Genomic DNA, 23,081 nt, shown 5'->3' on the forward strand with positions numbered 1-23,081 from the left:
TTGCTAACCTAAAATTCCTGAAGGGGAGTAGCTCCTCCGCGGCCCCCATGGCGGCGGATGGATGGTCGACATACTGGTGCCTATGCGCCCGGCCACCCAGCTTGCGAAATTCGTGAGTGAGCGATACCTTCGGTCCGTAGCTCCTACGTTGACCGGTCCTCCCCAAACCGCATACGGATGGCCGTGTCACGCCGACTAACCGAAGGTATCTGTATGGCACTCCCTTCCGAGCAGCTCCTGCTTGAGCGTTTCATGAAGCTGTCCATCGCGACGGCTGTTCTCACCATTGTCTTAAAGGTCCTTGCGGCCATGCTTACTGGTTCCGTCGGCTTCCTGTCTGACGCTTTGGAATCCGGAGTCAACCTCGTTGCCGCAGTCGTGGGCTTCATCGCCCTTCGTATTGCCGCGAAGCCGGCTGACGCGAACCATCAATTCGGCCACGGCAAGGCCGAGTATGTTTCCGCGTTGGTAGAGGGTGCGATGATCTTTGTCGCCGCAGCACTCATCATTTATACCTCTGCATTGCGCTTGCTCAACCCCCAGCCCTTGGAACAGCCAGGCATTGGTCTGGCGCTTTCGACGCTAGCTTCGGTTCTTAATCTGGCTGTCGGTCTGGTGTTGCTGAAAGCGGGCAAGAAATATCGTTCGGCAACGCTTCGAGCCGACGGCCATCACGTGCTGACTGACGTGTGGACTTCTGTTGGCGTCCTCGTGGGCATCGCGCTGGTTGCCCTGACGGACTGGCTGTGGCTCGATCCGATCGTCGCTTTTGCAGTGGGCATCAATATCCTGTGGACCGGTTACAAGCTGCTCAAAGAATCCTTGAGTAGCCTGCTTTCCGAGTCCCTGCCCAAGGAAGAGCACGCTGAGCTTGATGCGCGACTTACTGAGCTTGAGGAAGAATTCGGCGTGTTGTTCACGTCGCGGCGTACCATCGCATCGGGCCGTCAGCGCTTGGTCTATCTCACCATGGACGTGCCTGGTGAGTGGACAGTTCTTGCGGCCCACGACATCGCGGATCGCATCGAGGACAACATCGACGAGCTTTTCCCAGGCGCCGAAGTGTTCATCCACGTCGAGCCCGCCGGCACGGTGCATCGCCGCATCTTGCGCATGCCTTAAGCGGGTTCACGCAGGCTAGCCACGGCCATACCGTTTTCCATAGCCCACAGGCATGCTGCTACAGGCGCAGCGCCTTCATGGCCGCCATGCCCGTGGTGATGAGCTTCTGGAAGCGCTGCGGCGGCAGTAGCTCCGAGGGCGCCAGCGGGTGCAGCTTTTGCTCGGCTACGGTGCGCTCATTTGCCCACAGGCGCATGCCGGTAATACCGTGGCGGTGATTGAGGCCGGACTCCTTTACGCCGCCACCCGGCGCGGCAATAGAACCATATGCTGCGGCAAAGCCCTCGTTGATATTGACCATGCCCGCTTCTAACTGGGAAGCAACCTCCCAGCCGTGGCGGGAGCTGCCCGACCACACTGAGGCGCATAGGCCGTAGTTCGTGTCATTTGCTGCGTGGATGGCAGCAGCATCAGAATCGACCTCGTACACAGCCAACACTGGGCCGAAGGTCTCGTTAGCGAAGAGCTCCATTTCCTGCGTTACCCCAGTGAGCACCGTGGGCTCAAAGAAAAACGGACCGAGTTCCGGGCGATGCTTTCCGCCGTAGACAATGGTTGCGCCCTTGTCCACAGCATCGCGCACATGGGCTTGGACGACGTCGAGCTGCTTTTGCGAAGTTAGGGAGCCGATAGTTGCGGCATCGGAGAACGCCGCGCCCAGTCTCTGTTCGTCGAGGGCTTTCGTAAGCGCAACGAGGAAGTCCTCATAAATGTCTGTGTGCACGTAGGCACGTTCGGCGGACATGCACAGTTGACCCGAGGACGAGAAGGCCGTGCGCACGGCGCCGCGAGCGGTGGGCTCAAGGGGGGCGTCGTCAAGCACCAGCATTGGATTCTTACCGCCGAGCTCCAACATTGTGGGGATGAGACGTCCGGCCGCCTGGGCAGCAATGGACTTGCCCACCTTGGTGGAACCAGTAAAGGAAAGACCGTCGACGAGGGGGACCAAGGCGTCGCCCACCTCCGCGCCGTTGCCCGGAACTAGCTGCCAGGCAGCCTCCGGAAGACCGGCCTCAATCGCCAGCCGGCGGACCAAGATTGCCGTCAGCGTGGTCTGGGAATCAGGCTTGTGAACCACAGAGTTGCCAGCAGAAAGCGCCGCCAGCACGTCGCCCACGCCCAAGGAAAGCGGATAGTTCCACGGGGAGATGAGCCCCACGACGCCCAGTGGGTAGTGCTGGGTGCGCGTCTTGGTGAGCACCGGCAACGCGCCGGGATGGCGCGCCGAGCCAAAGGCCTTGCGTATGTTCACGCCATAAAAGCGCGCGCAGTTATAGAGGTCCATCACCTCGTCGTAGGCGTGCGAGCGGGACTTGCCGTTCTCAGCCTGAATGAGGTCGAGGATGAGCTCTTCATGTTTCCGGATTAGGTCGTGGAGCTTGAGCAGTATGCGCCCGCGATTGCCCTGGCCCACCCCGGCCCGTGCGGTGGTGACGGCAGCGGCGACGTCCTCGGGCGCGGCCGTGGGGAAGGAGAAAAGCTCTTCACCCGTAAACGGCATGAGTGCTGTGTGTTGAGCGCCGGAACCGCGCACGTCGCCTACCGGGTTGGTGGCCAGGAAATCAGAGACGCGCGGCGGGAGATGAGCATTAGTGAAAGTTTTCATGGGGTCTATAGTGCCAGAAATCTATTGTGATATATGTCGCAATCTTGGTGTGGATGTGAATAGTCATGACTTCATGGCTACGCTTTCAAAAACTTCGAGCCCGCAGCTCCGGGAAACTATCGCGCCACTCGTCAGGCCCGGCGAGGTGGCTGCTCCTCTTGGTGTCATTGACATTGTCGCCTTCAACTTCAACGCGGAACAAATGCTGACGCGTGCGGGTGGGCTTCCTATCCGCGTGGCGTCAAAGTCCTTGCGCAGCGTCGCCGCGTTGCGCCGGGCTTTCGAGCACGACGGCTACCAGGGAATCCTGGGGTTTAGCGTTCCCGAGGCATTGCGCCTCTACGAGGAGGGGTTTCGCGATATCGTCGTGGCTTATCCCAGCGTTCACCGTCCGGCCTTGGCGTGGTTAGGTGCCGACGCTGGTGTACGGGAAGCGATTACGGTCATGGTGGACTCCGTGGAGCTGCTCGACCTCCTCGCGCCGGGTATGCGAGTGGCCATCGACATTGACTGCACCTTGCACCTGCCCGGCGCGGTCATCGGTCCGCGGCGCTCACCCATCCGCACTCCTGAGCAGGTGGACCAGCTAGCCCGCGAGATTCTCAAACGGGATCTTCGCCTAGTGGGCATGATGGCCTACGAAGGCCAGGTGGCCTCTGTGGCAGACGGGGAGAAGGGGGCCGACTGGCGCCATCAAGCGTTGGCTGCGCACTAAAGCTATGGAGGATCTCGCGCCTGCCCGCGCCGGGATGGGCCACCGTCAACTCGGGCGGCTGGATTGTCTCCGGCCCGCCTGCCAAGGACCGCGTTCCCGTGCCGGTGTGACCAAAGGGCTTGAAGTACTCCGGAACGGAGGGCGCCGGCGAGGTGCAGTCACCGCTGCATGGCCCGGCTGCTAACGACCTGTTCGTGGAGGACCTCGTGTGGTTCCGTCACGCCAAGGCTGGCGAGATGACCGAGCACCTCGACGGGCTGCTGGCAGTGGATGAGAACAACAACGTTAAAAATTGGGATACCTATCGCGGAAAGGGCTGGACCTTCAGATGCGCAAGTTAATCGGCGCACGTGGCGCCAAGAATAAGGGCTTTAGTAACTGGTCGGGCTCCGTGCGCACCAACCCGCGGGAGTTTCTGCAGCCTCGGTCAATTGAGGAGGTATCCCAGGCAGTGCAGCGCGCGGGCAGCGTGCGTACCGTCGGCGCGGTACATTCCTTCACACCGGTGGCGGCCGGTGATGACGTGATGATGAACCTGGATCACCTAAGCGGCATGGTTAATGTGGACAGGCAGCTTAAGCGCGTGCGATTCCTGGCGGGAACCCGCCTGCGTGACGTGCCGCGTTTGCTGCGGCCATTTGGCTTGGCTTTGGCTAACCAGGGTGATGTTGATCCCCAGTCGCTGGCAGGCGCGATCTCCACGTCAACCCACGGCACAGGTATTGGTTTCACCGGCTTCGCGGGTACGGTCACGGGCCTTAGGCTTGTCGACGCCGACGGTCAGCTGCGTAGCTTCTCCCTCGACGAGGACCCGGAACAGCTCAGGCTCGTCGTGGTCAGCATTGGTGCGCTCGGCGTTGTGGTTGAGGTTGAGGTGCAATGCGTCGACGATGAGATCTTGGGCAACGGCGCCTAGGCGGCGTTATTGGGTATTGGGCGCGTGGTGCCGCGGACTATCCCGTCCTTCAATAAGTTTGCTACCTCGGTGATTTCGCACAATCGCTACCGCGCGAGCGCACACGAGGTCTTTGTTTCGCCGCGTCGCGTGCGTTTTCATGAGATGGAGTACACAGTGCCGTTGGCGGACGGGCCTGAAGCGGTGCGAGAGATCTGACGTTTTATTGATGCACAGGGCTGGCAGATTGCTTTCCCGCTGGAGCTACGCACCATGGCACCTGACGACGTCGCGTTGTCTACCGCCAACGGCCGCGAGTCGATGTACATCGCGTTCCACGTCCCGCGTTTCAAACCCCATACGAATACATGCCAAAGGTGGAACCCATTCTGAAGGATGTCGGCGGCCGCCCGCACTGGGGCAAGCTGAACACCTTGACGCGGGCAGACTTCTCCGCGCTGTATCCGCGCTTCGACGAGTTCTGTGCCCTGCGTGAGCAACTGGACCCGCAGTGGCACTTTGGTTCTGATTACACGCGGAGGGTCTTCGGTTAGAGCGTAGTTGTTCCCGTAAATGAAAACCATTATCATTTGCGGAATGACTACACCCGTGACTGTTCTTTCTGGATTCCTGGGCAGCGGCAAGACCACGCTGCTCAACCACCTGCTGGCTAACCGACAAGGCCGCAAGCTAGCCGTCATCGTCAACGACTTCTCCGAGGTAAACATCGACGCGGCGCTCGTTGCAGGGGAGGGCCACCTCGAACGCGGCGAAGACCGTTTCGTGGAGTTGTCCAACGGCTGCATCTGTTGCACCCTGCGTGAGGATCTCGTAGAGTCCGTTGCCCGCCTCGCGCAATCGGGCAAGTATGACCAGATCATCATTGAGTCGACCGGCATCTCCGAGCCGATGCCGGTTGCCGCCACTTTTGAGTGGGAATTTGAAGACGGATTCAAGCTGCAGGACTACGCGAACATTGACACTATGGTTTCTTTGGTTGATGCTTCCACGTTCATGGACCAGCTCCGGCGGGGCCGCAGCCTCGTTTCGCAGGGCATCGAGGCCACCCCGCAAGACGATCGGACAATCGCTGATCTCCTCGTGGACCAGGTGGAGTTTGCCGATCTCATCCTCATCACCAAGACCGATCTCGTCGAACCTGCCGAGACCGAGCGCGTCATCGCCACGGTCAAGGCGATGAACACCCGTTGCAAGGTAGTTCCCGTGACCAATGGCGTCATCGCTACGGAGCTCATCCTGGATGCCGGCCTCTACAACCTCTCCACGGCTGCGGCCTATCACGGCTACGCGGAAGAGCTCGCCAACCCTCACACCCCGGAGACCGAGGAGTATGGCATCTCCTCCGTGGTATTTCGCTCCGATAGGCCGTTCAATCGTGAGCGACTGCTCAAGGCGCTGCGCGCGAGTACCGGGCTGGTTCGCTCCAAGGGGTATTGCTGGATCGACACGGACTTGCGCGTGGCCCATGCCTGGCAGCAGGCGGGCCCTAACCTGCAGATCCAGCCGGCCTCACTGTGGGCCTCCAATGGAGTGACGCCGGGCTCTGAGGTCGTGCTCATCGGTGTGGAGTTCAACGCGGAGGAGACGCTGCGCAACTTCGAGGACGCAGTGCTTTCCGACGCCGAGGTAGCCGCTCTGCTGCCCAGCTAGTGCCATGCGCCGATTAAGGGTCTGATACCGTTTTAGAGTTCGTTTTAACTCCATATGCGTCAAGAAGGTGTTTCCTACGTCCGCTGAGCAGAAACTCATCACCCCAACATTCGTCTTTGCATGGCTGGTTAATTTTGCCCAATTCATGGTCTTTTACCTGTTGGTGACGATCATGGCTTTGTATGCGGTGCAACAGTTTGGTGCATCAGACACAGCAGGCGGCTTTGCCTCCAGCTCCTTCGTGGTCGGTGCGACCATTGCGCGACTGTTCTCGGGATATCTGGTTGATGCGGCAGGACGTAAAAAGTCCCTCTTGGTCTCGTTGGTTCTCGTGACCGTGGCATGTGCCGCGTATTTTGTTGCGCACTCGTTGGCACTGCTTATCGTCGTGCGCATCATTCATGGCCTGGGGTATGCGGTGGCGTCGACTGCCGTCATGGCCGTGGCACAGTCCGTCATTCCTGACCATCGCCGTGCTGAGGGCACGGGCTACTTTGCCTTGGGAACTACCCTTGCCACCGCTTTTGGCCCGGCGGCAGGACTGGCTATCGTCGGTGCGAGTGGCTACAACACCATCTTCGTTGTGGTGCTCAGCCTCACGGTATGTGCCTTGGCTTTGACACTGGCACTCAAGATTCCTACGCAGGAGCGCCCCAGCGTGACCTTTAGCCTGGCCAACATCGTCCACCCGGCGGTCGCGCCCTTTGGCTTCTTCATGCTTCTCATCGGCGTTGCTTATGCAGGCATCATCACGTACCTCAACGCTTATGCTGACGCGTCCGACCTGGCGACGGGCGCCAGCTTCTTCTTCATTGCCTATGCGATTGTCAGCCTCGCGATGCGCTTTGTCTTGGGCCGTGTCCAGGATCGCCACGGCGATAACGTCATCTTCTACGGTGCACTCGCTTCGTTCATGATTGGTCTCGTGGTGCTTGCTATCGCAGTAGCTGACTGGGAGGTCGTCATCGCGGGTGCTTTGGTTGGCTTGGGCTATGGCTCCATCATGCCGGCGGCGCAAGCGGTGGCCGTGCGCCTCGTGGCTCCGCACGAGATGGGCGCGGGTATTTCGACGCTCTTCTTACTCCTCGACATCGGAATCGGCTTTGGCCCTGTGGTCTTGGGCATGCTGATCTCTGCGCTGGGCTACTCCGCTATGTATTGGGTGCTTGCCGCAACCGTGGCCGTGGCGACGGTGCTGTACTACTTCGTGCATGGTCGGCGCGCATACGGCGAAACAGTGCACGTTACGGCTGCCACTGCTTAGCTCCTCGGTCTGCGGCTGGCGCAACACAGCCATTTCTTAGCGACCTGCGCAGCGTGAAACTTCAGTGCGGAAACTCCTGGGGCGGATGTCACAGTAATTGCTTACACTAGGCGGCACATGGTCAACGACTTTGCAGTTATACGCGACAGGAGACTGCCATGGAAAAGCCCGATACTTTCAATTTCGCCCCGCTGGTCGGAGTGGCGCTAGCAAAGCCGCGTCCGCTCAAGCTCAAGATTCGCAGCCGCAAAAAGCTACCGCATCTGGAGGCGCATACCCTAGACATCGCGTCTTTCGAGGGAGTACAGTTGCAGATGACGATGAGAGAGCTCATCGAATTCGCTCCTGCCGAACATGGCATCATCATCGATGGCAAACGCCTTTCCGCGCAAGAGGTGGATGAGCTGCGTCCCCAGGCCCGCACTCAACTTGAATCCGCGCGTCAGTGGGTCGAAGAAAAATACGGCGTTGCTCCTGCCGCGCCTGTTAATTACCAAGAGGGGCCTTACGACGGCCCCATCGACGCCGACCTGCCAGAGTTCGTACTGCGTGCATGCGGCGAAATCTACGAGGTCAGCGGGGAACTGCCAGCAAGCAAACGTGCAGAATTCTTGGATGCCCGTTATCGCAAAGACGATCCCCGTGGAGCGTGGCTCTCGCTGCACGGTAAGGCAGGACCTAACGGTTTTGTCCTCAGACCTAACTTTGCTTACCGCCCGGCGTGGTCGGTACAACCTAGCCCGCAGCAGTGGGTGGCCGACATAGAGACTTTCCCGCGCACCGCGGAATGGATTCCCGATTGGCTCGTGATTCAACTCCAGGAGGCACAGTAATGACTTTCGTTGATACTATCGACTGGGCGAGCCATGACCCGGAAGCCGTATTCTTCGATGCATCGCGTGTCCGTGACACTGCCGAAAGAGTTGAGGCACTCACGGCGATGCTTGAGTTCGGTTGGGCACCGCCAATCAAGCTGCTGCCGGAGCTGGCGGACAACCCAGAGCTCTGCGCGCAGGACGCCCCAGTCATTGAAAAGCTCATCGCTGCAGGCGCCGATCCCAACGCTGTCAATCGCTTTGGCGAAACCGTCTGGGTTCATTTGGTTCGCTCCCTAGCGTCGGATGAGGAGCAGTGGCCGGTGTACCAAGCGTTGCTGACTGTTGAGCCGGACCTTCAGATCAGCGCACGAAGCCTGTTCAATCCACTGCTCAACAAGCGCCACTTTGGCCTCCTAGCCTTGTTGCGCCCTTATCTTCCTGCACAATCGATCAGCGTCCCAGTCGATCCTGCGACTTTGTGAGCCTCCGCGTCGCTGCAGTTGCACTGCTGGTTAGCGCAGCATTGGCGGGCCACGTGGGTGCCACACAGGTGTGGAATACGTAACTTCGCCCGCACAATCGGGGCACGTTCGTGGTTGCCGGAGTTGGTGCTGCGTAAGCTTGCGCCTATAGAACGCAACGCGTAAATGAATAAAACACGACCCAAAGGAAGTAAGCAGTGACTCGCCGGATCGTCCAAGCGCCCCAACTATCTTCATTGCACCTGGAAGTGCGGGAAGGCCTGGGACTGGACGCGAGGGGAGTGTTTGAAAACGAGTGGTTCTCCGGCGAGTTTGAGCGCAACCTTCAAGGGATGTCACTGACTGGGTGCATGGTTGCTGATTCCTCACTCGACGGAATCGACCTTTCCTCATCCACTTTCACCGAGTGCGAGCTGACCGGCCTCGATGCGCCGGGATGGAGGATGGCGCGCACCGTGCTTCGCGACGTCGAGGTGGCTGATTCCCGCTTTGGCGCTGCAGACTTCGCCGAAGCGGACCTCTTTTCGGTGAAGTTCAGTGGGTGCAAATTCGCCTGGACTAACCATTCTGGTGGAACATTGCGGGATGTCCTCTTTGAAGACTGCGTATTCGACGAAGTCGATTTGTCCCAGGCGCAGGCCCAACGCGTGGCCTTCCGGGGCTGCCGCGCGCGGACCCTGCGGGTGGATGCGGCGCGGATGAAAGACGTGGACTTCCGCGGCCTCGACTTCGACGCTATCTCTGGTGTGGGCTCCCTCAAAGGCGCGGTACTCACTAACACACAGGCCATCCACCTGGCACCTGCCATGGCGGCCTTTCTGGGGGCGATCGTCGACTAGCGTACAGCCCACCGCCGACCGCCGCCGACCGAGTCCGACCGCCGCCGACCGAGTCCGACCGGTGCCGACCGAGTCCGACCGGCACCGAGAGTAACCGCAGCAAAACGAAGAAGACACCCCACTCAGTGAGGTGCCTTCCTGTGTTAGTGCCTTAGTTTCTTAGGCGGTGACGGACTCGCGATCCTTGGTTTCCATGAGGTCGGAGACGCCGTTCTCGGCAGCGTCCCAGACTTTTTGGTCCTGGATGCCTGCGCGCTTGGCCACGATGGTGGCGCACAGTGCTTGGCCCGTGACGTTGACTGCAGTGCGGCCCATGTCGATGATTGGCTCGATTGCCAGCAGCAGACCAACGCCGGCGAGCGGCAGACCCAGGGTGGACAGGGTCAGCGTGAGCATGACGGTTGCACCGGTGGTGCCCGCGGTAGCAGCAGAGCCGATGACGGAGACGAAGATGATGAGTAGGTACTGCGTCAGAGTCAGGTCAATGTTGTAGAACTGAGCGATGAAGATGGCGGCGATAGCAGGGTAGACCGAGGCGCAGCCATCCATCTTTGTGGTAGCACCCAGCGGGATGGCGAAGGAAGCGTACTCGCGCGGAACGCCCATGGCCTGCTCGGTGTAGCGCTCAGTCACCGGCATAACACCCATGGAGGAGCGGGTAACAAAGCCCAGGGAGAACACTGGCCAGACGCGCTTGTAAAAGCCCATGACCGGAATCTTGTTGAAGGCAAGAACTGCTGGGTAAACCACGCCGATGACGAGTGCGAGGCCCACGTACATCGCGAGCACGAACTTGCCCAGGGAGCCCAGCGCGTCCCAGCCGTAGGTGGCCACTGCCTTACCGATGAGGGCTGCGGTACCAATCGGAGCCAGGCGGATGATCCACCACAGGACTACCTGGATGACCTTGAGGAAGGACTCGGTAAAGCGCAGGAATGGGTCGGCAGCCTTGCCGGCCTTCACTGCAGCAATACCCAGTGCCAAGGAGATGACGAGCAGCTGGAGTGCGCCGAAGCCCAAGGACACTTCGCCGTCGTCAAAGGAGGCCTTCAGGCCGATGAAGTTGGACGGCACCAGCTGTTGCAGGAACGCAGTCCAGGAGCCGATGTGGGAAGGCTCGGCTGCGCTGGCGGCATCCACGGTGGTGCCCACGCCCGGCTTCATCACGAGTGCGACGAGGATGCCCGTGATAACGGAGAAGAAAGCGGTGATGGCAAACCACACCAGGGTAGAGATAGCCAGCGAGGCGGCGTTAGCTACCTTGCGCAGGTTAGCCACGGAGGTTACCACTGCCGCGAAGATGAGCGGCGGGACCATCACCTTGAGTAGCTGGACATAAGCGCTGCCCACGCCGGTGAGGGTCTGGGTGAGCCAGGAGCCCTTCTCATCGTCGGCAGGCAGACCAGCATCCATGCCAGATGCAATGAAACCCAGGATGAGGCCGATGATAAGGCCCGCGATAACCTGCGCGCCGAAGCCGGTTGCCCAGCCTGGCAGCTTGCGCGATTGCGTTGCTTTTTGAGTCACGAAAATTCCTTTTATTACGAACTTGTGAGAGTTCGGCGTTGTAGACAACTTTGTACGTATTTGAACTGTCTAGTCCATTGATTATGGACTGGTCGGTTCACTAATGACATCAACACTGTACGGCGTTTATAAATTCCCGTGCAACTATTGTGGGCTCGGACTCATGGTTGGGGCGCCCGGGGCATGCAAGGGGCGCTCCGTCAACCTTCGGGCCGCGTGGTGGTGCGGGTGATTTGAAAGGGAAATATCCTTCCGAAAACTTGCTGGAGCGAGGGGAATATCGGGAGAAACGGGTAAATCGGAAAAATACTTCCTGTTTTGTGATTTCGAGGCTATTTTAGAGTTTGAAAAGCGTAAAAGGGAAGGATATTTCCGATATGAATCGCATCGATGGCTGGTTGTCTGAACTCGGAACCGCACTGCGGGAAAGCCGAAAGGCGTATCAATTGACTCAGGAAGAATTGGGCGAGTTGGTGGGAGTGAGCGACAGAACGGTCCGAGATGTGGAGCTGGGGACCGGAAAAGCCAGCTTTTCCACCGTGTTAGAACTGCTCAGCGCGGTGGGGCTGCGTGTTGAGGTCGTGAACGCATGACGACTAATGCCGCTGAGCGGGAACTGCGATTTCGCCGGGCTGCTCTTGAACTCTGAGAAGAGCCGCGAAAGAATTACGGAATTCGCTTCGTCCACTCCTCGGTGGAGTACTTCTCGGAAACGAGGCGCTCGGCCTCGGCAAGGGGGGCGTCGGAAAGCGTGGCGTCCTTGGCGCCGTAGCGAGTGGCGAACTCGCGGGCCATGGTCTCGATGATCTCCTCGCGCGCCACGCCGGTCTGGCGGCGCAGCGGATCCACGCGCTTCTTGGCGCTGGCCAGGCCCTTGGAGGAGACCTTTACCTTGCCGATGCGCAGCACTTCCATCATCTTGTCGGCGTCGATGTCGTAGCTCATCGTGGTGTGGTGGAGCACCGCGCCCGCGCGACGCTTCTGCGCAGCGCCGCCGATTTTGCCGCCGTCGGAGGTGATGTCGTTGATCGGCACGTACCAGGCGTTCACACCGTGCTTGGCCAGTGCAGCAAGCACCCACTGGTCGAGGTAGGCATAAGAAGCCTCGTAGGAGTAACCGGCCACCAGGGACTCCGGGGCGTAAATGGAGTACGTGATGCAGTTGCCGCCCTCCATGAACATCGCGCCACCACCGGACATGCGGCGGACCGGGGTGATGCCATGCTTGTCGACGCCCTCCTGGTCCAGCTCGTTGGCATAGGACTGGTAGGAGCCGAACACGACCGCTTTGTCGTCCCACTCCCAGAAACGCAGCGTCGGACCACGTTTGCCCTCAGCCACCTCGTTGAGGATGACCTCGTCGAGCGCCACGTTCACTGGGGTAGGCAGCACGCCCGGCTGGAGGATCTCCCACTGGTGGTCTGTGAAGTCGGTGCCGCCTGAGAGTGCACGCTTAACAGCTACGGCCAAGTCGTGCGTGGAAAAGCCGTGGAGGGCTACAGGATGCTCCGCCTCAATCTTTGCGAGTGCGGCATCGAGCCGCGCGGTGATCTCTTGCGCGGAATCAGAAACCTTGGAGCCCTCCAGCGTGGGGCCGAGAGTCTCGAAGGCCTCTTCCGGCTCAAGGAAGAAATCACCCGAGACCTGCGCGGAGGAGATAGTGCCGTCGGTGACCTCGATGTCTATGACAAGGAGCTTGCCGCCCGGGACTTTGAGTTCGAAATGTGTTGGGTTATCCATACTTTGGTCAACGCTGTAGGGCGGCTGATTGTTCCAGAACTGGAGGCTCTAAGTTAGGCACGCCTTTCTAGCTTTAGGGGCTAGGTAGCACTAACTTTGACTGTATGTCTAAATTTAGTCCTCTCAACTGGCCAGTAGTGCGCCAGGTGCGTTCCAAGGACGCCTTCGGCAGGGACTTGAGCACCCAGTCGAAGAAGAGTAAAGAGCTCCACGGCAGGACCGTTGAGGCGGATCGCGTCGTGCAGTCTGTGTGTCCTTATTGCGCAGTGGGCTGTTCCCAGCGCGTTTATGTCAAGGACAACAAGGTCATTCAGGTCGAAGGCGACCCTGATTCCCCAATCTCGCGTGGCCGTCTGTGCCCCAAGGGCTCTGCTTCCGAGCAGCTGATCAACTCTGCGACGCGCCTGACCAAGATCAAGTACCGTGCGCCGTACTCCTCCGAGTGGGAGTATCTCGATACCGAGACCGCCATGGACATGATTGCCGATCGCTTTGTGGCATCCCGCAAGGCGCACTGGCAGGACACCGACGAAGAGGGCCGCACCCTCAACCGCACCATGGGCATCGCTGGCCTGGGTGGTGCGACCTTGGACAACGAAGAGAACTACCTGATTAAGAAGCTGTTTACCGCCACGGGCGCGATACAGGTCGAAAATCAGGCTCGTATTTGACACTCTGCCACCGTTCCCAGTTTGGGAACTTCGTTTGGCCGCGGCGGCGCAACCCAACCGCTGCAGGATATGGCGAATGCGGACTGCATCGTCATTGAGGGTTCTAACATGGCCGAGTGCCACCCAGTGGGCTTCCAGTGGGTAGTTGAGGCCAAGAAGCGCGGCGCGCGCATCATCCACGTGGATCCGCGCTACACCCGTACTTCGGCTTTCGCGAACCGCCACATCGGCATTCGCGGCGGTACTGACGTGTTCCTGCTCGGCGCGATCATCAAGTACATGCTCGACAACGAGCTCTACTTCCACGATTACGTGGTCTCGTACACCAACGCCTCCTCCATCATTTCCCCCGATTACCAGGACACGGAGGACTTGGATGGCCTGTTTTCTGGCTATGACCCAGAGACCGGCAAGTACGTCACCGACTCGTGGCAGTATGTCCGTAAGCCGGAGGGTTCTTCGTGGAACGTGGAGAAAGACGAGACTCTGCAGCACCCGAACTCGGTGTTCCAGATTCTCAAGCGTCACTACTCCCGTTACACCCCGGAGATGGTGGAGGAGACCTGCGGTATCTCGCAGGAGGACTTCTTCTATCTGGCTAACTCCATCGCGGATAACTCCAAGCCGGATCGCACCACGTGCTTCGCATATGCACTGGGCTTTACCCAGCACACCCTGGGCGCACAGTTCATCCGTACCGCTGCGATCCTGCAGCTGCTGATGGGCAACGTCGGCCGTCCGGGTTCGGGCATCATGGCGCTGCGTGGACACGCGTCCATCCAAGGCTCAACCGATATCCCGACTTTGTTCAACTCGCTGCCGGGCTACCTGCCGATGCCACATGTGGCTCTGCAGAACTGGAAGCAGTACGTGGACAGCTTCCGTAAGGAAGACCAGAAGGGCTTCTGGCAGATCGGTGAGAACTACGCCGTCTCCCTCATGAAGTCCTACTGGGGCGATGCTGCGACCAAGGACAACGAGTGGGGCTACAACCTCATGCCACGCATCTCTGGTGCGCACTCCACCTATGAGACGCTCATGGCCATGCTCAAGCACGAGGTTGAGGGCTACATTGTCTTTGGCCAGAACCCAGCGGTGGCACAGTCCAACGGCGGTATGCAGCGCCGTGGCCTGGCTGCGCTGAAGTGGCTTGTGGTCCGTGACTTCCAAGAGATCGAGACTGCGTCCTTCTGGAAGGATTCGCCGGAGATTAAGAACGGCGAACTCAAGACCGAGGACATCGGCACCGAGGTCTTCCTCATGCCGGCTGCTACTCACGTGGAAAAGGCGGGCACCTTCACCCAGACGCAACGCATGCTGCAGTGGCGTTTCCAGGCGGTCACGCCGCCGGGTGAGGCCACGAGCGACCTGTGGTTCTTCTACCAGCTAGGTAAGAAGATCAAGGAGCGCCTGGCTGACTCAACCGATCCGCGCGATCTTCCGGTACAGAAGATCACCTGGGACTACCCAGAAAACGAGGAAGGCGAGCCGGATTCCGAGGAGATCCTGAAGGAAATCAACGGCTATTACCTCGACGGACCGAAGAAGGGCCAGCTGTTGCCGGCCTTCGTCGAGATGAAGAACGACGGCACCACCTCCGGCGGCTGCTGGATTTACACGGGCGTCTTCAAGGACGGCATCAACCATGCCGCCAAGAAGGTCCCGGGTGCCGAGCAAAACGAAGTTGCTCTGGAGTGGGGCTGGGCATGGCCGGCCAACCGCCGCCTCCTGTACAACCGTGCTTCCGCCCGCCCAGACGGCACTCCGTGGTCGGAGCGCAAGAAGTACATCTGGTGGGATGAGGCCAAGGCCGCGTGGGTCGGCGACGACGTCCCTGACTTCCCAGTCAACAAGGCGCCGGACTATCGCGCGCCTGTCGACGCCGTCGGTCCTGCAGCGCTCGATGGTGATGACCCATTCATCATGCAGGCTGATGGCCTGGGCTGGCTGTTTGCGCCGAAGGGGCTTTCCGACGGCCCGTTGCCAACGCACTACGAGCCGCATGAGTCCCCAGTGCACAACCTGCTCTACAAGCAGCAGCAGTCGCCGACGCGTCTGACCATCAAGCGTCCTGACAACTTGTCGCGTCCTGAGCCAGGGGAGCCTGGTGCAGAGGTATTCCCGTTCGTGTTCTCCACGTATCGTCTGACCGAGATGTACACCTCCGGTGCAATGTCGCGCCGCCTGCCTTACTTGGCAGAGCTACAACCGGGCTTGTTCTGCGAGGTTTCCAAGGAGCTCGCGCAGCTGCGTGGTCTGACCAACGGCGATTGGGCGACCATCGTCTCGCCACGTGGCGTCATCGAAGCACAGGTGCTGGTCACTGGTCGTGTGCAGAAGCTGAAGATCAACGGCGAGGACTTCCACCAGATTGGTATCCCGTACCACTACGGCGAGTCCGAAACCACGGACGTGGCTGGCGACGGCGCGAATGACCTGCTCGGTCTCACGCTTGAGCCGAACGTGTGGATCCAGAACTCCAAGATTGGTGCTTGCGATATCCGTCCGGGTCGTCGTCCGCGCGGACATGCACGCATCGAGCTTCTCAAGGAGTACCAGGACAAGGCTCACCTCGACCTCGAGTCCGGCAACCAGCTGCTCGATGTCGGCGACGCATTCACACTAGAAGCGAGCGATAAAAACGCGAAGTCCATGGATGAAAACACCGGCGCTGATGACACCGCCGGCAACGTAGCCGACTATGAAGGCAAAGAAGGGTAGGTGAGTAGAGCTCATGGCTAATTTGCTTACTGAAAAAGCCGATCAGCACGGCTACGAGTCCTACAACCGCATGGCTTTCTTTACGGACACCTCGATCTGTATTGGCTGCAAGGCCTGCGAGGTGGCTTGTAAGGAATGGAACCGCAACCCGGTTGAGGGCTATGCGGTCACCGGTGACTCTTATGACAACACCGGTTCGCTGGGCGCGAATACATGGCGTCACGTGGCCTTTATCGAGCAGGACAATGATCGCATCGAAAAGGCACGTGAGGAAGGCCGTCAGTTGGTCTCCCTCGGCATGCCGGGGGTTGGCACCCAGCCCGCCGCGGTGGATACCACTCCGCCGGATACCGGCGATTTTCGCTGGCTGATGTCCTCCGACGTGTGCAAGCACTGCACCAACGCCGGTTGTTTGGACGTGTGCCCAACGGGCGCGCTGTTCCGCTCTGAGTTCGGCACCGTGGTGGTCCAGGATGACGTCTGCAATGGCTGCGGCACCTGCGTTGCCGGCTGTCCTTTCGGCGTTATCGAGCGCCGCGACGACGGTGGCGTGACACTGAAGACCGATAAGACCGCCACCGTGGACTACCAGCACGATGATCACGCGGGCATCAACGTCTTCAAGAAGCTCGCGCAGCTCAAGCCGCAAGGCGAGGACCACACGCCGGGCGAGAAGATGCCGATTAAGAATCTCGGCGTCGCTCAGAAGTGCACCATGTGTTACGACCGCCTTAAGATCGGCGAGCAGCCAGCCTGCGCCAAGACATGTCCGACTGACTCCATTCAGTTCGGCCCGTACGAGGAGATGCTGGCCGCAGCCGAGGCGCGCGTCAAAGTTCTGCACGAGCAGGGCCTGACCGAGGCACGCCTGTACGGCGCCAACCGCGAGGACGGCGTCGGTGGCACCGGCTCTATCTTCCTTATCCTGGATTCGCCGGAGGTCTACGGCTTGCCGCCAGACCCACGCGTGCCCACTGCGGACCTGCCGCAGATGTACAAGACCGCAGCTAAAGCTATCGGCGGCATGGCCTTGGCTGTTGCCGGTGCGTTCGTGATGGGAGGCCGCAAGTGAGCGAATTCGACGAGTACCGCCCGCCGCAAGAAGAGCGTGCGAACCGCTACCGCAAGTTTGATGGCACCAAGCCGAAGAAGAAGCGTAAGCGTCCTGGCGCCGGTGCGCAGGATGGTTCCAAGGAAGAGCGCATGGCGGAGGACTTCGAGTTCTCCTCCTACTACGGCAAACCCGTGGTCAAGGCTCCGCCATGGGAGTGGCCGATTGGCGCTTACCTGTTCCTAGGCGGCCTTTCCGGCGGCTCCGCTTTGCTGGCCGCCGGTGCATCTGCCACGAAGAATGAACCTTTGGCGTGCAGCACCCGCATTGCTGCATTCAGCGCCGCCGCTGGTGGCTCAGTATTCTTGGTCCTTGACCTTGGCCGCCCTGAGCGCTTGCTCAACATGTTCCGCGTATTCAAGGTGACCTCGCCGATGAGCGTGGGTTCGTGGATTCTGGGCTCCTTCGCCACTGCTGCGTCGTTGCCTGCATTGTATGAAGCCGACAAACTCACTAAGCAGAAGCTGCCGTTGCCGCGCTTTGCCCGCAAAGCACTGGGCGCTGCGGCTGGTCCTGCTGGTGTTGTTGCCGGTGTGCTGGGCGGTCCTTTGGCGGGCTATACCGCAGTGCTTTTGGGCAACACCTCGAACCCGACGTGGAACGACGCCAAGAAGCACCTGGCTTATGTCTTTGTTTCCTCGGCGTCGGCGGCCGCGTCTGGCTGCGCCATGGTGTTCACCCCAGTCGAGCATGCCGGCCCAGCCCGTGCCTTGGGCATGGCCGCCGCTGCTAGTGACTTGGCCGCGACCAAGATCATGGAAGAGAACATGGAACCAGAGACCGTGGCTCCTTTGCACAAGGGCAAGCCAGGCAAGCTCATGAAAGCCAGCGAGTACCTCATCGCCGCTGGTGGCGTGGGCACCGCCGTGGCAGCGGCCACGAAGTCCCGGACCCTCTCCGTGCTCTCGGGCCTTTCGCTCATGGCGGGTTCCGCCTGCACCCGTTTCGGCGTGCTCAACGCGGGGATCGAGGCGGTCAAGGATCCTGCGACCACCATCGAACCACAAAAGCGTCGCGCCGCGCGCAAGCGTGCGCAAGAAGGCCTGGCCCACTCGGTGGTCACCTCCAAGCACTAAGCCGCGCTTGCTTCTCGCGCTTTTGCGCGAAAACCCTCAAGCCGGGGCAGACCCTGGAAGTAACCACTGATTGCCCGCAGGCCTATCGCAACGTGCCGGATGACGCCTCAGCAGCGGGCCACGAGCTCATCGGCGGGCCCACCCGCGAGGGCGCGCGCATGACGTTTGTGTTCCGACGCGGCGAGGAGATCCTTGGCACGCACCCCACCGCGGAAAGGTCCGGGTGGGTATCACGCCTGTTTAAGAAGAAGGCCTAGACGGTCCAGCAGGCCACGGCCGAAACCGCAGTCTTACTTGATGGTGATGAAGGCGCTGTCCTCAGAACCATCGTGAGCCACGGTGCGTCCGATGACCGGGTAGCCAGGGACCTCACCGATGAGCAGCAGACCGCCGGAAGTCTGTGCATCAGCGAGGAAGACCAGCTCTTCTTCGCTCAGGCCAGCCTCGTTGGTTATATGCGGGTGGACCCAGTCTAGGTTGCGGCGGGAGCCACCGGGGATGAAGCCCTCGGCCAGCGCTTCCTTGGCACCCTCGACGGTCGGCACAGCGCTGAAGTCGAGCTCAGCAGCGACCCCGGAGGCACGCATCATCTTGTAGAGGTGACCCAACAAGCCAAAGCCCGTGACGTCGGTAGCCGCCGAAATGCCAGCCTCCACAGCTGCGCGGGAAGCGTCCCTGTTGAGTGTTGTCATCGAATCGACGGCAGCCTGGGAAACCTCGCCCGTAGCCTTGTGCTTGTTGTTGAGGATGCCCACGCCAATGGGCTTGGTCAGCGTAATCGGCAGACCCGCCTCAGCGGAGTCGTTACGCATGAGTTTCTCCGGCGCCACGATGCCGGTCGCTGCCATGCCGTAGATTGGCTCAGGCGAGGTAATAGAGTGGCCGCCGGTAACCGAAATGCCGGCCTGCGTTGCCACATCCATGCCGCCGCGCAGCACTTCGCGGAGGATATCTAGGGGCAGGACCTCACGCGGCCATCCCACTAGGTTGATGGCGGTTACCGGGGTGCCGCCCATGGCATAGACGTCGGAAAGAGCATTAGCGGCAGCTACTCGACCCCAGTCATAAGGGTCGTTGAGCATCGGAGTAAAAAAGTCGGCCGTGGAAATAACAGCGAGGCCGTCTTGAATCTTGACTGCGGCGGCATCGTCGCCGTCGTCCAAGCCGACGAGCACGTTGGGATCGGCCTTGCCAATGAGGCCCTCAACTGCCGATTCCAGCTCGCCGGGAGGGATCTTGCAGGCGCATCCGCCACCTGCTGCGAATGAGGTTAACAAGATGTTAGTCATGCAACTGAGTCTACAACCCCAGCGAATGCCCTACCCATCGTCTAAAAGCAGCAGCGAAGGCGCGCGGTAACGGAACTTAAGCCCAGCAGGCCACATCGCCGGGCACCTCACCTAGAGATTGACGTGTTTGTGCGTTCAAAGTGAAGCATGGCACCAAGGGAAGGGCTCCTACGTGTAAGCTTTCGCAACGGAGGCGTACGTGTCCTGGTGGGCGCCCCGGTCTTCAAAACCGGTGAGGCCGAGCATCTCGGTCTGGCAGGTTCGATTCCTGTCCGTCTCCGCCAAAACCTCTCGAGCTGGCGCCCGCCATGTCGCGCCCGTTTATCTTGCGATTGTGGCTTCTCTGGCTTCGATAGCTTTAAATCAAGGAGCGATTGTGACAGGCCACAGTGATTCGCGGCAGCAAGATGAGCGCCGCAACATCCCGCGTACCGACGAACTTCTCCGCCTTCCAGAGACTAAAGCTGCGAGGCGTAGGCTTGCGGAACATGCGCTAAAAGCACTAATTAAAGGCGTGGTTGGCCGCGCTCAGCGTGCTGAGATCGCCCCGCAGGATGTGCGCGCAGAGGTAGCACGCGTACTCGCTTCGGCCCGCCCGTATAGCCTGCGTCCAGTGCTCAACGCCACGGGGGTCATCGTCCATACCAATCTTGGGCGTGCATCGCTGCCAGAGGTTGCTAAAGCAGCGCTTTGCGACGCCGCTTCTTACACAGACGTCGAAATGGATCTGCCCGCTGGAGTGCGTTCCAAAAACCGTGGCCGCGGCGCAATCTCTGCACTGCTTGCCGCATGCCCAGGCGCCGAAGATGCCCTCGTGGTTAACAATGGTGCATCCGCATTGCTGCTGGCCACGGCAGCACTTGCGCCGCAACAAGAGGTTATCATCTCCCGCGGCGAGCTCATCGAGATTGGGGCTGGATTCCGTCTGCCAGAGCTTATTGAATCCTCGGGTACCCGACTCAAGGAAATCGGCGCCACGAACCGTACCCACCTCAGCGACTACGAATCCGCGTTGAGCACCCACACCGGCGCAATCCTGAAGGTGCATCCCTCCAACTTCCGTATCGAAGGCTTCACCACCTCCGTGGACGTGCCGCAGCTGCAGCAGCTTCTAAAACGGCACAACAAACAGCTAGGTGCGTCCGGCGAGCGTGTACATCTCATCGTGGACCTAGGCTCGGGGCTGCTTGTACCAGACCCGGCTCTGCCCGAAGAACCAGATCTGCAGGCGCAGCTGGCGTCTGGTGCCGACGTGGTTATTGCCTCTGGGGACAAGTTGCTCGGCGGCCCACAAGCCGGAATCATCTTGGGTACCAAGGAAGCGCTGTCCAAGATTAAGAAGCATCCGCTGGCCCGCGCGGTGCGCATCGACAAGCTGCGCCTGAATGCACTCGAGGCGGCGATTAATGCGCCATCGAATGCGGTCCAAGACAGCTTGCACATCGATCTAGCGGAATATGAAGGACGGACTCAAGACATTGCCGCCGCAGTAGGTGGGCAGGTCACAACTCACGCTGGACGTGTGGGCGGCGGCGGTGCGCCCGAGTACCCTCTCGAAGGCTTCGCTGTGTCTTTGCCGGAGCAGTTCGCGCAGCACCTGCGTACAGGTGAACCAGCAGTCCTGCCACGCGTACATCAGGGGCAGTGTCTTGTCGACGTGCGCTGTATCCCGCCAGCGCAGGATGCTCAGCTCATCGATGCCATCCTCGCCGCACAACAGGCACTCGCCGCACAAGGGGAGAAGTAGATGTTCGTCGTCGCAACGGCAGGCCACGTTGACCATGGTAAATCCACCCTGGCCAGGGCACTTACCGGCATGGAACCTGATCGTTGGGAAGAGGAGAAGCGCCGCGGCCTCACCATCGATCTGGGCTTTGTGTGGACGCGTCTGCCCTCCGGCGCAGATGTCGCCTTCGTGGACGTGCCGGGCCACGAACGTTTTCTTGGAAACATGTTGGCTGGCATCGGCCCCGCGCCCGTGGTGCTCTTTGTGGTTGCAGCAGATGAGGGCTGGCAGGCCCAGTCCACCGATCACCGCGATGCGATTGCAGCTCTTGGCATCAGCCACGGCTTGGTGGCCTTGACGCGTGCCGATCGTGCCGACGTGGCGCGCCGCTTGGAGGTCGAGGCGGACGTGCGCCGCCAGCTGCACGGCACCGCGCTTGCCGACGCCCCCATTCTCACCGTTTCCGCCAAGACCGGCGAGGGCATCGATGAGCTGCGTGCCGCGCTTGATGAGATTCTCGCTGCCGCACCGAGTCCCGACACCGAACAACGCGTGCGACTGTGGGTCGATCGCTCATTCAGCGTTAAGGGCGCAGGAACCGTAGTTACCGGCACGCTCGCGGCTGGCACCTTGAGAGTTGGTGACAGCCTCGAGTTGCTCAACGCGTCTGGCACAGAGCCCATTGAGGTCCGTGGTCTCCACAGCGAGAACACCGCAGTGGAGGCTGCCACACCCGTGACACGCGTGGCGGTCAATCTTCGTGGAATCGACGCCGAAGCGATTAGCCGAGGAGATGCCTTGCTCAGCCCCGGCACGTGGCGACAGGCAGAGCTCTTCGACGTTCGGCGCACCTCCGGCGATGCCCTTGACGCAATCGCGCAGGATTTGGTGGCTCACACTGGTACCGCTGGCGTCGAGGCGCACGTTCGCCCGCTTAGCGCCGACTTCGCAGGCATCCGCCTGAGTCAGCCGCTCGCGCTAGAGCTTGGCGACCGCTTTGTGTTGCGAGGCCCCGGCGCACGCCACGTGCTCGCCGGCGTCGAGGTCGTGGACCTGAACCCACCGCAGCTGCGGCGCCGTGGCGCGGCAGCGCGCTGGGCCGAGCAGCTCGCCGGGCAACAAGATTACAAGAGCCCCGCCTTGACCCTGCAACAACGCGGCTACGCCCTCATCGAAGACTTGCGCCGCGATGGCTACACCGTGGACGCCCCGCCCGCCGGTGTCATCGCGTTTAGTAAGTGGTGGATTACCGCAGCACAAGTGGGGCAGTGGAAGCAGCAATTGAGCGGCGCCGTAGCCGATCACGCCGCCGCGAACCCCCTCGCGGTGGGCCTGCCTCGCGGCGCGGCACGCGACGCCTTGGGCCTTAGCGAAGATGCATTGCTCAACCTTGCGGTGGCGGCAGCCAAGTTGGAATCCGTCGAGGGCGCAATCCGGGTGCCTGGTGCTGTGGCGTCGCTTGGCGCTGCGGAGGAGGGCGTCGCCAAGCTAGAACAGCGACTCCACAAGGAACCCTTCGCCGCGCCAGAAGCTGCGGATCTTAAGGATCTGCGTCTGGGGAGCAAGGAGCTCGCCGCAGCCGAGCGTGCCGGGCGAATCCTGCGCCTGAAGGACGGCGTCGTGTTGTTGCCCTCGGCCGTGGCTGAGGCGCGCACTCGATTGCAAGGCATCGACCAGCCTTTCAGTACGTCCCAGGCGCGACAGGCGCTGGGGACTACCCGCCGCGTGGCCATCCCGCTGCTGGAATATCTGGACGAAAAGGGCGTTACCCGCCGCTTGGACGAGGCTCAGCGCGAGCTGCGCTAGCT

Annotated in this window: 19 protein-coding genes, 1 tRNA gene and 2 pseudogenes; 18 read left to right on the top strand and 4 right to left on the bottom strand. The window is 60.7% G+C overall.

Going from position 1 to position 23,081, the window contains the following annotated elements:
• The first annotated feature begins 213 nt into the window (after positions 1-213).
• On the top strand, positions 214-1,122 hold the full coding sequence (locus HMPREF0308_RS11550) for a cation diffusion facilitator family transporter (protein ID WP_005531810.1): 909 nt from the start codon (positions 214-216) through the stop codon (positions 1,120-1,122).
• A gap of 58 nt (positions 1,123-1,180) precedes the next feature.
• On the opposite strand, the gene HMPREF0308_RS11555 is transcribed toward HMPREF0308_RS11550, so the two are convergent.
• The gene (locus tag HMPREF0308_RS11555) at positions 1,181-2,728 is read right to left on the bottom strand and encodes a succinic semialdehyde dehydrogenase (protein ID WP_005531812.1); all 1,548 of its coding nucleotides are present in this window, start codon (positions 2,726-2,728) and stop codon (positions 1,181-1,183) included.
• A gap of 73 nt (positions 2,729-2,801) precedes the next feature.
• On the opposite strand from HMPREF0308_RS11555, the gene HMPREF0308_RS11560 reads away from it, so the two are divergent.
• From HMPREF0308_RS11560 to HMPREF0308_RS11590, 9 genes and pseudogenes are all read left to right on the top strand, one after another.
• Complete coding sequence (locus HMPREF0308_RS11560; RefSeq protein WP_248630705.1) at positions 2,802-3,443, top strand: type III PLP-dependent enzyme domain-containing protein; 642 nt, start codon at positions 2,802-2,804, stop codon at positions 3,441-3,443.
• 119 nt (positions 3,444-3,562) lie between these two features.
• Entirely contained in the window at positions 3,563-3,784 is a 222-nt protein-coding gene (locus tag HMPREF0308_RS14255) for a hypothetical protein (protein ID WP_005531815.1), read from the top strand.
• Positions 3,772-4,359, top strand: a complete 588-nt coding sequence (locus HMPREF0308_RS14260) for an FAD-binding protein (RefSeq protein WP_005531817.1) — start codon at positions 3,772-3,774, stop codon at positions 4,357-4,359. The genes HMPREF0308_RS14255 and HMPREF0308_RS14260 overlap by 13 nt, the downstream gene beginning before the upstream one ends.
• A 27-nt stretch (positions 4,360-4,386) precedes the next feature.
• Positions 4,387-4,892 (top strand): annotated as a pseudogene (locus tag HMPREF0308_RS14265) (D-arabinono-1,4-lactone oxidase).
• Between the two features lie 43 nt (positions 4,893-4,935).
• On the top strand, positions 4,936-6,009 hold the full coding sequence (locus HMPREF0308_RS11570; RefSeq protein ID WP_034657610.1) for a GTP-binding protein: 1,074 nt from the start codon (positions 4,936-4,938) through the stop codon (positions 6,007-6,009).
• Positions 6,010-6,076: 67 nt separating this feature from the next.
• On the top strand, positions 6,077-7,273 hold the full coding sequence (locus HMPREF0308_RS11575; protein WP_005531827.1) for an MFS transporter: 1,197 nt from the start codon (positions 6,077-6,079) through the stop codon (positions 7,271-7,273).
• Positions 7,274-7,431: 158 nt separating this feature from the next.
• A complete protein-coding gene (locus HMPREF0308_RS11580) occupies positions 7,432-8,106 on the top strand; it encodes a calponin homology domain-containing protein (RefSeq protein ID WP_005531829.1) in 675 nt (224 codons plus the stop codon).
• The gene (locus HMPREF0308_RS11585) at positions 8,106-8,573 is read left to right on the top strand and encodes a hypothetical protein (RefSeq protein ID WP_005531831.1); all 468 of its coding nucleotides are present in this window, start codon (positions 8,106-8,108) and stop codon (positions 8,571-8,573) included. Before HMPREF0308_RS11580 ends, HMPREF0308_RS11585 begins: the two co-directional genes overlap by 1 nt.
• Positions 8,574-8,770: 197 nt before the next feature.
• Positions 8,771-9,412, top strand: a complete 642-nt coding sequence (locus tag HMPREF0308_RS11590; protein WP_049062652.1) for a pentapeptide repeat-containing protein — start codon at positions 8,771-8,773, stop codon at positions 9,410-9,412.
• Positions 9,413-9,571: 159 nt separating this feature from the next.
• On the opposite strand, the gene HMPREF0308_RS11595 is transcribed toward HMPREF0308_RS11590, so the two are convergent.
• Entirely contained in the window at positions 9,572-10,939 is a 1,368-nt protein-coding gene (locus tag HMPREF0308_RS11595; protein ID WP_005531835.1) for a dicarboxylate/amino acid:cation symporter, read from the bottom strand.
• 377 nt (positions 10,940-11,316) lie between these two features.
• Here HMPREF0308_RS11595 and HMPREF0308_RS11600 point away from each other — a divergent pair, with 377 nt between their 5' ends.
• Positions 11,317-11,532, top strand: a complete 216-nt coding sequence (locus tag HMPREF0308_RS11600) for a helix-turn-helix domain-containing protein (protein WP_005531838.1) — start codon at positions 11,317-11,319, stop codon at positions 11,530-11,532.
• A gap of 73 nt (positions 11,533-11,605) precedes the next feature.
• Here the strand turns inward: HMPREF0308_RS11600 and lplB are convergent, their stop codons facing one another.
• Positions 11,606-12,679, bottom strand: a complete 1,074-nt coding sequence (gene lplB, locus HMPREF0308_RS11605) for a lipoate-protein ligase small subunit (RefSeq protein ID WP_005531840.1) — start codon at positions 12,677-12,679, stop codon at positions 11,606-11,608.
• A gap of 104 nt (positions 12,680-12,783) precedes the next feature.
• Between lplB and fdnG the strand changes: the two genes are divergently transcribed.
• The 4 genes and pseudogenes from fdnG to HMPREF0308_RS13745 form a co-directional block, all read left to right on the top strand.
• Complete coding sequence (gene fdnG / locus HMPREF0308_RS11615) at positions 12,784-16,071, top strand: formate dehydrogenase-N subunit alpha (protein ID WP_141276829.1); 3,288 nt, start codon at positions 12,784-12,786, stop codon at positions 16,069-16,071.
• A 13-nt stretch (positions 16,072-16,084) separates the two neighbouring features.
• A complete protein-coding gene (locus HMPREF0308_RS11620; RefSeq protein WP_005531846.1) occupies positions 16,085-17,143 on the top strand; it encodes a 4Fe-4S dicluster domain-containing protein in 1,059 nt (352 codons plus the stop codon).
• The gene (gene nrfD / locus HMPREF0308_RS11625) at positions 17,140-18,258 is read left to right on the top strand and encodes an NrfD/PsrC family molybdoenzyme membrane anchor subunit (protein WP_005531853.1); all 1,119 of its coding nucleotides are present in this window, start codon (positions 17,140-17,142) and stop codon (positions 18,256-18,258) included. The genes HMPREF0308_RS11620 and nrfD overlap by 4 nt, the downstream gene beginning before the upstream one ends.
• 41 nt (positions 18,259-18,299) lie before the next feature.
• Positions 18,300-18,515: pseudogene (locus tag HMPREF0308_RS13745) on the top strand (sulfurtransferase TusA family protein); the annotation flags it as partial.
• Positions 18,516-18,548: 33 nt separating this feature from the next.
• Here HMPREF0308_RS13745 and selD read toward each other — a convergent pair.
• Positions 18,549-19,547 carry a selenide, water dikinase SelD gene (gene selD / locus HMPREF0308_RS11630; protein ID WP_005531856.1) on the bottom strand — a complete coding sequence of 333 codons (999 nt, stop codon included), beginning with the start codon at positions 19,545-19,547 and terminating at the stop codon, positions 18,549-18,551.
• A gap of 189 nt (positions 19,548-19,736) precedes the next feature.
• Here selD and HMPREF0308_RS11635 point away from each other — a divergent pair.
• The 3 genes from HMPREF0308_RS11635 to selB all read left to right on the top strand — a co-directional run bounded on the left by HMPREF0308_RS11635 (position 19,737) and on the right by selB (position 23,079).
• A tRNA-Sec gene (locus HMPREF0308_RS11635) sits at positions 19,737-19,831 on the top strand.
• 92 nt (positions 19,832-19,923) lie between these two features.
• A complete protein-coding gene (gene selA, locus HMPREF0308_RS11640) occupies positions 19,924-21,294 on the top strand; it encodes an L-seryl-tRNA(Sec) selenium transferase (protein ID WP_005531858.1) in 1,371 nt (456 codons plus the stop codon).
• The gene (gene selB / locus HMPREF0308_RS11645; protein WP_005531860.1) at positions 21,295-23,079 is read left to right on the top strand and encodes a selenocysteine-specific translation elongation factor; all 1,785 of its coding nucleotides are present in this window, start codon (positions 21,295-21,297) and stop codon (positions 23,077-23,079) included.
• Positions 23,080-23,081: the final 2 nt, after the last annotated feature.

Source organism: Corynebacterium striatum ATCC 6940 (assembly GCF_000159135.1).
Lineage (GTDB): Bacteria > Actinomycetota > Actinomycetes > Mycobacteriales > Mycobacteriaceae > Corynebacterium > Corynebacterium striatum.